Raw genomic sequence first — 7,534 nt, forward strand, 5'->3', positions numbered from 1 at the left:
GCCTTTCGACAGGAGCGTGCCGAGCAGGTACGGACTGATCCGCCCGTAGATTAGGAACTGGCTGATAGGCACACTCTGAGTGGCAGCGGTAGCTTCCCCGGCTTTGTTCCGCCGGAGGCCGCTACCATGCCACTCAGATCCGTCATTCCCGTCCGCCAGCCGCAAGGCTCGCTGCGCTACCGGGTGTTGCTGCACATGCGCCAGGACTTCGTCTGGATCGCCATTCCGCTGCTGTTGCTGCTGCTGGCGGCCAGCGCGGCCGGTTGTTACTACGCCTGGCTCCTGCAGCACTGGGCGCCTGCCGCTGGCGCTGCGTTGGCGATGCTTGCGGCGGTGGGGCTGGTGCTGTTCTGGAGCGAGTACGACTGGTGGCTGTTCAAGCTCGGCCCGCGCGGCAACCTGAACATGCCCATGCGCTGACGGATCATCCCCTGGCCTTATCGGGCACCATTCAGCCGTGGTCGTCTTGGTTGTGACCGGATCGTGACTGCCGGACACTTGATGAAAAACCATCCTGTCTGGAGCCCCAATCATGAGTGATGCCCTGCACTTCGACGGAAAAGTCGTGATCGTTACCGGAGCCGGTGGCGGCATCGGCCGTGCCCACGCCCTGCTGTTCGCCAAGTACGGCGCCAAGGTGGTGGTGAACGACCTGGGCGGCAGCACCCATGGCGAAGGCGCCAATGCCTCGGCCGCCGACCGCGTGGTCGCCGAAATCCGCGAAGCCGGTGGCATCGCCATCGCCAACCACGACTCGGTGACCGATGGCGAGAAGATCGTGCGCCAGGCCGTCGAGGAATTCGGCCGCATCGACGTGGTGGTGAACAACGCGGGCATCCTGCGCGACAAGACCTTCCACAAGATGGAAGACGCCGACTGGGACCTGGTCTACAAGGTCCATGTCGAGGGCGCCTACAAGGTAACCCGTGCCGCCTGGCCGTTCATGCGCGAGCAGGGCTATGGCCGCGTGATCTTCACCTCGTCCACCTCCGGCATCTACGGCAACTTCGGCCAGAGCAACTACGGCATGGCCAAGCTCGGCCTCTACGGCCTGACCCGCAACCTGGCCATCGAAGGCCGCAAGAACAACATCTTCGTCAACGCCATCGCCCCCACCGGCGGCACCCGCATGACCGAAGGCCTGATCCCGCCGCAGGTATTCGAGCAGCTCAAGCCCGAGCTGGTCAGCCCGCTGGTGGTGTACCTGGGCAGCGAGGCCTGCCAGGAAACCTCCGGCCTGTTCGAAGTGGGTGGCGGCTGGATCGGCAAGGTGCGTTGGGAGCGCAGCCTGGGCGTGGGCTTCGACCCGCGCAAGGGCTTCAGCGTCGAGGACGTGGCGGCCAACTTCGCGCAGATCTGCGACTTCGAGAATGCCGCGCATCCGAAGGACAACGTCGAGGCGCTGCGCGAAATGATGGCGAACCTGCAGAAATACGTCAGCTGATCCGGTCAGCCTGACCGGCGGAACCGCCAGCGGGGCTGTTCCGGGGCGGTGAACGCAGTAAGGTGAAAGGGCCGGCTGAATGCCGGCCCTTCGCTTTTCCGCTTCCAGGCTCGAGGAGTTCGCCATGAGCGTGATAATCCAGAAGAACGGCCCGGTGACCACCCTGGTCATCGCCCGCCCTGCGGTGCGTAACGCTGTGGACCTGCCCACTGCCCAGGCGTTGGCCGATGCCCTGCGCGAGTTCGAACAGGACGACGAAGCCCGCGTCGCCGTGCTCACCGGTGCCGGCGGGAACTTCTGTGCCGGCGCTGACCTGGGGGCATTGGCGGAGGGCGGTGAGCGACGCAACCGACTGGAAACCGAAGGTGATGCCCCCATGGGGCCGAGCCGGATGCAGTTGTCCAAGCCGTTGATCGCCGCCATCGAGGGCTACGCCGTGGCGGGCGGCCTGGAGCTGGCGCTGCTGGCGGACTTGCGGGTGGTGGCCGAGGACGCGGTCTGTGGGGTTTTCTGTAGACGCTTCGGCGTGCCCTTGATCGATGGCGGCACTGTGCGTTTGCCACGGATCGTCGGCCAGGGCAGGGCGCTGGACCTGATTCTCACCGGCCGCCCGGTGGGCGCCCAGGAAGCCTTCGCCATGGGCCTGGCCAACCGTGTGGTGGCCACCGGCACGGCACTGGAGGCGGCGGAAGAGCTGGCGCGGGAGATCGCCGATTTTCCGCAGAGCTGCATGCTGGCCGACCGGGCGAGCGTATTCGCGCAATGGGAGCTGTCGTTCGACGTGGCGCTGGCCAACGAATTCCAGGGTGGAATGGCGGTGATCGAAAGCGGCGAGACGGTGGGCGGGGCGAAGCGCTTTGCCGGCGGAGCGGGGCGGCACGGGGAGTTCTGACAGGGATTCTGGCGATAGGAGCGAGCTTGCTCGCGAACCCGGTCAGCGCTGATCCTGCCGGTAAGTCCGTTTGCGAGCAAGCGCGCTCCCACAAATACTGGCTTACACCGCGTTGCGCATGGCTCCAGGCAGCTGAGGAGAGGGAAAGCCCGAGTGCCGGGGCTTCCCATCACCCCAACTGGCCGATCAATCGCGCTCGATGATCACGTAGGTCTTGCGCGTGGTTTCCTGGATGTCCCAGATGCCGAGGCTGTTCTGCGGCAGGAGGAAGGCGTCGCCAGCCTGGAAGGCGATCGGCTCGCCGCCGTCCGGGGTGAAGGTGCCGCGGCCGGAGATGAAGTGGCAGAACTCCTGCTCGACGATCTGGCGGCGCCAGCGACCGGGGGTGCATTCCCAGATGCCGGTTTCCACGCCGTCCGGACGCTCAACGGATTCCACGCGGGTCTCGGAAATCGGCTCGCCCAGGGGCACGGCGACCGGGTTCGCCTCACCGAGTTGAGCGTGCAGGGTGTCTTTCAGGTGGGTCAGTTTCATACGGGGCTCCAGTGGGCTTTCTATTCGGGGACTGGCTATTCAGAAGAGGTCGGCGAATCAGCCGACCTTCCAGGTCATCAGGTTTTCCATGCTGGCGGCGACCTTCTCCGCCAGCCGGCGACGCCAGGGCGCGCTGTTCGGGTTGGCCAATACATCGTCCTCGTGCACGAAGCTGCGGATGATGGCGTTGTAGCCGATCCAGCGGCAGGGTTCCGGCTCCCAGCCGCGCAGGCCGTCCTGCACGCTGCGGTCGTTGATGACCCAGGGCTGGCGGGTGAGGGCGCTGTCCTGGCCGAGGATCAGGTCGGCCAGCGTGCGGCCGCCCAGGTTGGTGGCGCCGACGCCTTCACCGCCGTAGCCGCCGGCGAGGGCGATGCCGTTGCGGCGGTCGACCAGCATGTGCGGGTGGAAGCGCCGCGACATGCCCAGGTTGCCGCCCCAGGTGTGGGTGATGCGTACGTCCTTCAATTGCGGGAACAGTTCGCTGAACAGGTAGCGGCGCAGCTCCACTTCATCATTGGTCAGGCTGAAGTCGTTGCGCAGCTTGCCGCCGAAGCGGTAGCCGCCGCGCGCGCCAAAGGCCAGGCGGTTGTCCGGGGTGCGCTGGCCGTAGGTGACCTGGCGGCTGAATTCGCTGAAGGCCTGGCCCTTGTCGAGGCCGATCTCCGCCCAGACCGATTCGGGCAGCGGCTCGGTGGCCACCAGCAGGCTCTGCACCGGCAGCTGGTAGTTGCCCAGCGGGGGCAGGTCGGCGGCGTAGCCTTCGATGGCCGGCACCACCCATTGTGCTTTCAGTTCACCCTGCTCGGTGCGCAGCAGGCCGGGTGCCCAATGCGTGACGCGGCTCTTCTCGAAAATCTGCGTACCCTGGCGTTCAACCGCGCGGGCCAGGCCACGCACCAGCTTGGCGGGGTCGATGGTGGCGCAGTGCGGGGTGTGGATGGCGCCCAGCGCGCTGGGAATGCGCAGCTGTTCGGCCAGCTCGCTCTTGCTCAGCCAGCGGTAGTCGTCCTCGGTCAGGCCTTCGCTGTGCAGATGCCTGAGGTAGTCGCGCAGACGGGTTTCCTGCTCCGGGTAGCGCGCGGCGGTGTAGAGCACCCCAGCCTTGCGGTAGTCGCAGTCGATGCCTTCGCGGTCGAGGACGCGGGCCACTTCATCGGGAATGTCGTGCAGCAGGTCGTAGGACGCGCGGCGCTGCTCGGGCGACAGGCCGGCGAGCAGGCGGTCTTCGCCGAGCATGTTGCCCATCAGCCAGCCGCCGTTGCGACCGGATGCGCCGAAGCCGGCGGTCTCGGCCTCGACGATGGCGATCTTCAGCTGCGGCGCGCGCAGCTTCAGGTAATAGGCAGTCCACAAACCGGTGTAGCCGGCGCCGGCGATGGCCACATCGACGTCCAGGGTGCCCTGCAGGGATGGCCGCGGGACGAGATCATCGTCCAGCTGGTTCATCCACAGACTGATATGACGCCATGCCGACATAGACGACTCCAAAAGGAAGAAGGGGGAATGTCGGCAAGCCTAGATTTGGCGCGGGGTTCTGTCGTGCGCGCGGGTACGCGAGGATTGCTCGCGTACCCGCCGGCAGGGGCGCATCAGGCCTCTGCCTGTTCCTCGCGCAGGCGTTTCAGATACTCGCGGGGAGACTGGCCGGTCTGCTGGCGGAAGCAGCGATAGAAGGCCGAGAGCGAGTTGAAGCCGGCGGAGAAGGCCAGTTCGTCGATGCGCGAAGGCAGCGGCGGGCGCAGCTGGCTGAGCAGGTGGGTCAGGCGGGTCTGGTTGACGTACTGGTAGAAGCTCAGGCCCATCACCTGGTTGAGCAGGTAGGAAATCTGGTTGCGCGTGTAGCCGGTGGCAGTGGCCACCTGGGTCAGGTCCAGGTCCGGCGCCAGGTACGGCTGGCTCTTGCTGAAGTAGTCCTCCAGGTCGCTGGCCAACTGGCTGAGCTGGCGCGGCGAGAGGCCCAGGCGGCTGGTGGCCGGACGCGGGTCGATGGCCTGTGGACGGCTTTCGCCGCCTTCGCGCACGACCGAAGCATATTCGTTGATGCGCCAGATCAGGCCGTCGCGCACGGTGATCGCTTCGCTGGAGTGGAAGGTCGCCAGGCGGCCGCTCAAGGTGACCGCGATGCGGTACTGGATGAAGGCGGTGTCGCCGTCCACGCGGATGCGGTCGATGTGGTCGAGGAACTCTTCCGGGCGGCTGGGCATGGTGGCCTGCACGTAGTCGCGCAGGTCGGTGTAGCCCAGGGTGCGGTTCTGGAAGAAGTCGTTGTACTGCACCTGCGCGTGATACAGCGTGAGCACCGCTTCGAGGTCGCGATGCTTCCAGTACTGATGGTAGCGCAGCACCACCTCGCGGGTCTGCTCGGTCAGGTGGCTGTCGGTCGGGCGTTGGTCGATGGCATGCATAGGGGGCTAAGGATGCCCCAGACAGCGCTTCTCGGGTAGTGGAAAAGCACCTGCCGGGTGCAAGGCACTATCCATCGTCTCGATGATCCGTCATCGCTTGCGCCAATATCGCCCGCCAGAGCCCATGGCAGAGGGGGGATTCACTCTTTCGGGCGACACGCCAAATACCACCTTGGAGCGCTTACTCCCCGTCAGGTCGCTCAGTAGGGTAAGGCCACCTAGACACCGTCAGGAGAGCCGCATGACAACAAAAACAAGGCGCGGATTCTTCCAACCGCAACTTCTCGCCACTGCTGTCGCCCTGGGATGCGCCACCCAGGCTCAGGCAATCAACTTCAATATCGGGGAGATCGAAGGTCAGTTCGATTCCAGTCTGTCCGTGGGGGCCAGCTGGAGTACCCAGAGTCCGAAAGAGGACCTGATCGGGGCCGCCAACGGCGGCCACGGCATGACCCAGACCAACGACGATGGCCGTCAGAACTTCCGCAAGGGCCATACCTTCTCGAAGATCTTCAAGGGCATCCACGATCTGGAGCTGAAGTACGGGGACTTCGGCGTCTTCACCCGGGGCAAGTACTGGTATGACTTCCGTCTGAAGGATGAAGGCGTAGCCTTCAAAGACCTTTCGGACGACGGCCGCAAGGAAGGCGCCAAGGCTTCCGGCGCCCAGTTGCTCGATGCCTTCGGCTACTACAACTACGCGATTGCCGACATGCCCGGCACCGTGCGCCTGGGCAAGCAGGTGGTGAGCTGGGGGGAGAGTACCTTCATCGGCAACAGCATCAACACCATCAACCCCATCGATGTCTCCGCCTTCCGTCGTCCTGGTTCGGAAATCAAGGAAGGCCTGATCCCGGTGAACATGCTCTACCTGTCGCAGAGCCTGACCGACAGCCTGTCCGTCGAAGGTTTCTACCAGCTGGAGTGGGACCAGACGGTGCTCGACAACTGCGGCACCTTCTTCTCCACCACCGACGTAGCGGCCGACGGCTGCAAGACCAACTACAACATCCTCGACCCGGCCACGGTCAACTCGCTGAACGCCCCGGCGACCAAGGCGCTGCTCAATTCCCTGGGCGTCACCGTCACACCCGAAGGCCTGATGGTGCCGCGCGGCGCCGACCGCGACGCACGTGATTCGGGCCAGTGGGGCCTGGCCCTGCGCTGGCTGGGCAGCGATGTGGAATACGGCGCCTACGCCATGAACTACCACAGCCGCACGCCCATCGTGAGCATGAAGAACGCCGGCACCGCCGACATCGGCAACGTGCTCCGCGCGCTGTCCGTACCGGGTGGTGCAGCACTCGCACAACCGCTGCTGCTCGGTCGCGGCAATTACTTCCTCGAGTACCCGGAAGACATCCGCCTCTACGGCCTGAGCTTCTCCACCACCCTGCCCACCGGCACCGCGTGGAACGGCGAGATCAGCTACCGGCCGAACATGCCCCTGCAGCTCAACACCACCGACATGACGCCATTGCTCGCCACTACCGTGGTCGGCGGTTTCACCAGCGGTGGCGCTGCCGGCGCGCTGGCCCAGGCCGGCCGCGTCAGTCACGGCTATGTGCGCAAGGAAGTGACCCAGGCGCAGACCACCTTCACCCACTTCTTCGACCAGACCATGGGCGCGGACCGCCTCACCCTGGTGGGCGAAGTCGGCATGACCTACGTGGGTGGCATGACCAATGAGGTCGGCGAGCGCTACGGCCGCGACTCCGTCTACGGCGTCCCGGAGAACGCCACCGCGCGTAACGAGTATGGCAGCGGCGGCTTCTACACCTCGTCCTCCTGGGGTTATCGCGCCCGCGCCATCTGGGACTACAACAACGTCTTCGCCGGGGTGAACCTCAAGCCGAACATCGCCTGGTCCCACGACGTGCACGGTTACGGCCCGGTCTTCAACGAAGGCAGCAAGGCGGCCAGCGTCGGCATCGATGCGGACTACCAGAACACCTACACCGCGAGTCTGAACTACACGAACTTCTTCGGCGGCGATTACAACACCATCGTCGACCGGGACTTCCTGTCGCTCAGCTTCGGCGTGAACTTCTGACCTGCCTGCTCAAGGAATCGACATGAGAACGACAAGAATCCTCCAATGCGGCGCGCTGGCCCTGAGCCTGCTGTCCGGTGGCGTGATGGCGGCGGTGTCCGCCGACGAAGTGGCCAAGCTGGGTACGACCCTGACGCCCATGGGCTCGCAGAAGGAAGGCAACGCCGACGGCAGCATCCCGGCCTGGACCGGCGGCATCTCCC

7 protein-coding genes and 1 pseudogene are annotated in these 7,534 nt (G+C 65.4%); 5 read left to right on the forward strand and 3 right to left on the reverse strand.

The features are described 5' to 3' along the window. Nucleotides 1–126: 126 nt before the first annotated feature. The 3 genes from A9513_RS13530 (at nucleotide 127) to A9513_RS13540 (ending at nucleotide 2,336) form a co-directional block, all read left to right on the forward strand. Nucleotides 127–420 (forward strand): hypothetical protein, encoded by a 294-nt coding sequence (locus A9513_RS13530; protein WP_024762701.1) that lies wholly within the window; start codon nucleotides 127–129, stop codon nucleotides 418–420. A gap of 112 nt (nucleotides 421–532) precedes the next feature. Next, a complete protein-coding gene (locus A9513_RS13535) occupies nucleotides 533–1,444 on the forward strand; it encodes an SDR family oxidoreductase (RefSeq protein ID WP_024762702.1) in 912 nt (303 codons plus the stop codon). A gap of 124 nt (nucleotides 1,445–1,568) precedes the next feature. Beyond that, nucleotides 1,569–2,336 (forward strand): crotonase/enoyl-CoA hydratase family protein, encoded by a 768-nt coding sequence (locus tag A9513_RS13540; protein ID WP_065085003.1) that lies wholly within the window; start codon nucleotides 1,569–1,571, stop codon nucleotides 2,334–2,336. A gap of 186 nt (nucleotides 2,337–2,522) precedes the next feature. On the opposite strand, the gene A9513_RS13545 is transcribed toward A9513_RS13540, so the two are convergent. The 3 genes from A9513_RS13545 to A9513_RS13555 all read right to left on the reverse strand — a co-directional run bounded on the left by A9513_RS13545 (nucleotide 2,523) and on the right by A9513_RS13555 (nucleotide 5,278). After that, the gene (locus tag A9513_RS13545; RefSeq protein ID WP_038803573.1) at nucleotides 2,523–2,870 is read right to left on the reverse strand and encodes a cupin domain-containing protein; all 348 of its coding nucleotides are present in this window, start codon (nucleotides 2,868–2,870) and stop codon (nucleotides 2,523–2,525) included. Between the two features lie 57 nt (nucleotides 2,871–2,927). Then, nucleotides 2,928–4,349 (reverse strand): FAD-binding oxidoreductase, encoded by a 1,422-nt coding sequence (locus A9513_RS13550; RefSeq protein ID WP_065085004.1) that lies wholly within the window; start codon nucleotides 4,347–4,349, stop codon nucleotides 2,928–2,930. Nucleotides 4,350–4,462: 113 nt separating this feature from the next. Further along, nucleotides 4,463–5,278 (reverse strand): nuclear transport factor 2 family protein, encoded by an 816-nt coding sequence (locus tag A9513_RS13555; RefSeq protein ID WP_037006572.1) that lies wholly within the window; start codon nucleotides 5,276–5,278, stop codon nucleotides 4,463–4,465. 241 nt (nucleotides 5,279–5,519) lie between these two features. On the opposite strand from A9513_RS13555, the gene A9513_RS13560 reads away from it, so the two are divergent. Next, nucleotides 5,520–7,331 carry a DUF1302 domain-containing protein gene (locus A9513_RS13560; RefSeq protein WP_024762706.1) on the forward strand — a complete coding sequence of 604 codons (1,812 nt, stop codon included), beginning with the start codon at nucleotides 5,520–5,522 and terminating at the stop codon, nucleotides 7,329–7,331. A gap of 22 nt (nucleotides 7,332–7,353) precedes the next feature. Further along, nucleotides 7,354–7,534 (forward strand): annotated as a pseudogene (locus tag A9513_RS13565) (DUF1329 domain-containing protein); the annotation flags it as partial.

Origin of the sequence: Pseudomonas sp. AU12215 (assembly GCF_001675465.2) — a bacterium.
GTDB lineage: Bacteria > Pseudomonadota > Gammaproteobacteria > Pseudomonadales > Pseudomonadaceae > Pseudomonas > Pseudomonas nitroreducens.

Bases quoted from the DNA above. Each gene is read 5' to 3' on its own strand.
- A9513_RS13530 (WP_024762701.1), top strand. From the start codon at position 127: ATGCCACTCAGATCCGTCATTCCCGTCCGCCAGCCGCAAGGCTCGCTG.
- A9513_RS13535 (WP_024762702.1), top strand. From the start codon at position 533: ATGAGTGATGCCCTGCACTTCGACGGAAAAGTCGTGATCGTTACCGGA.
- A9513_RS13540 (WP_065085003.1), top strand. From the start codon at position 1,569: ATGAGCGTGATAATCCAGAAGAACGGCCCGGTGACCACCCTGGTCATC.
- A9513_RS13545 (WP_038803573.1), bottom strand. From the start codon at position 2,870: ATGAAACTGACCCACCTGAAAGACACCCTGCACGCTCAACTCGGTGAG.
- A9513_RS13550 (WP_065085004.1), bottom strand. From the start codon at position 4,349: ATGTCGGCATGGCGTCATATCAGTCTGTGGATGAACCAGCTGGACGAT.
- A9513_RS13555 (WP_037006572.1), bottom strand. From the start codon at position 5,278: ATGCATGCCATCGACCAACGCCCGACCGACAGCCACCTGACCGAGCAG.
- A9513_RS13560 (WP_024762706.1), top strand. From the start codon at position 5,520: ATGACAACAAAAACAAGGCGCGGATTCTTCCAACCGCAACTTCTCGCC.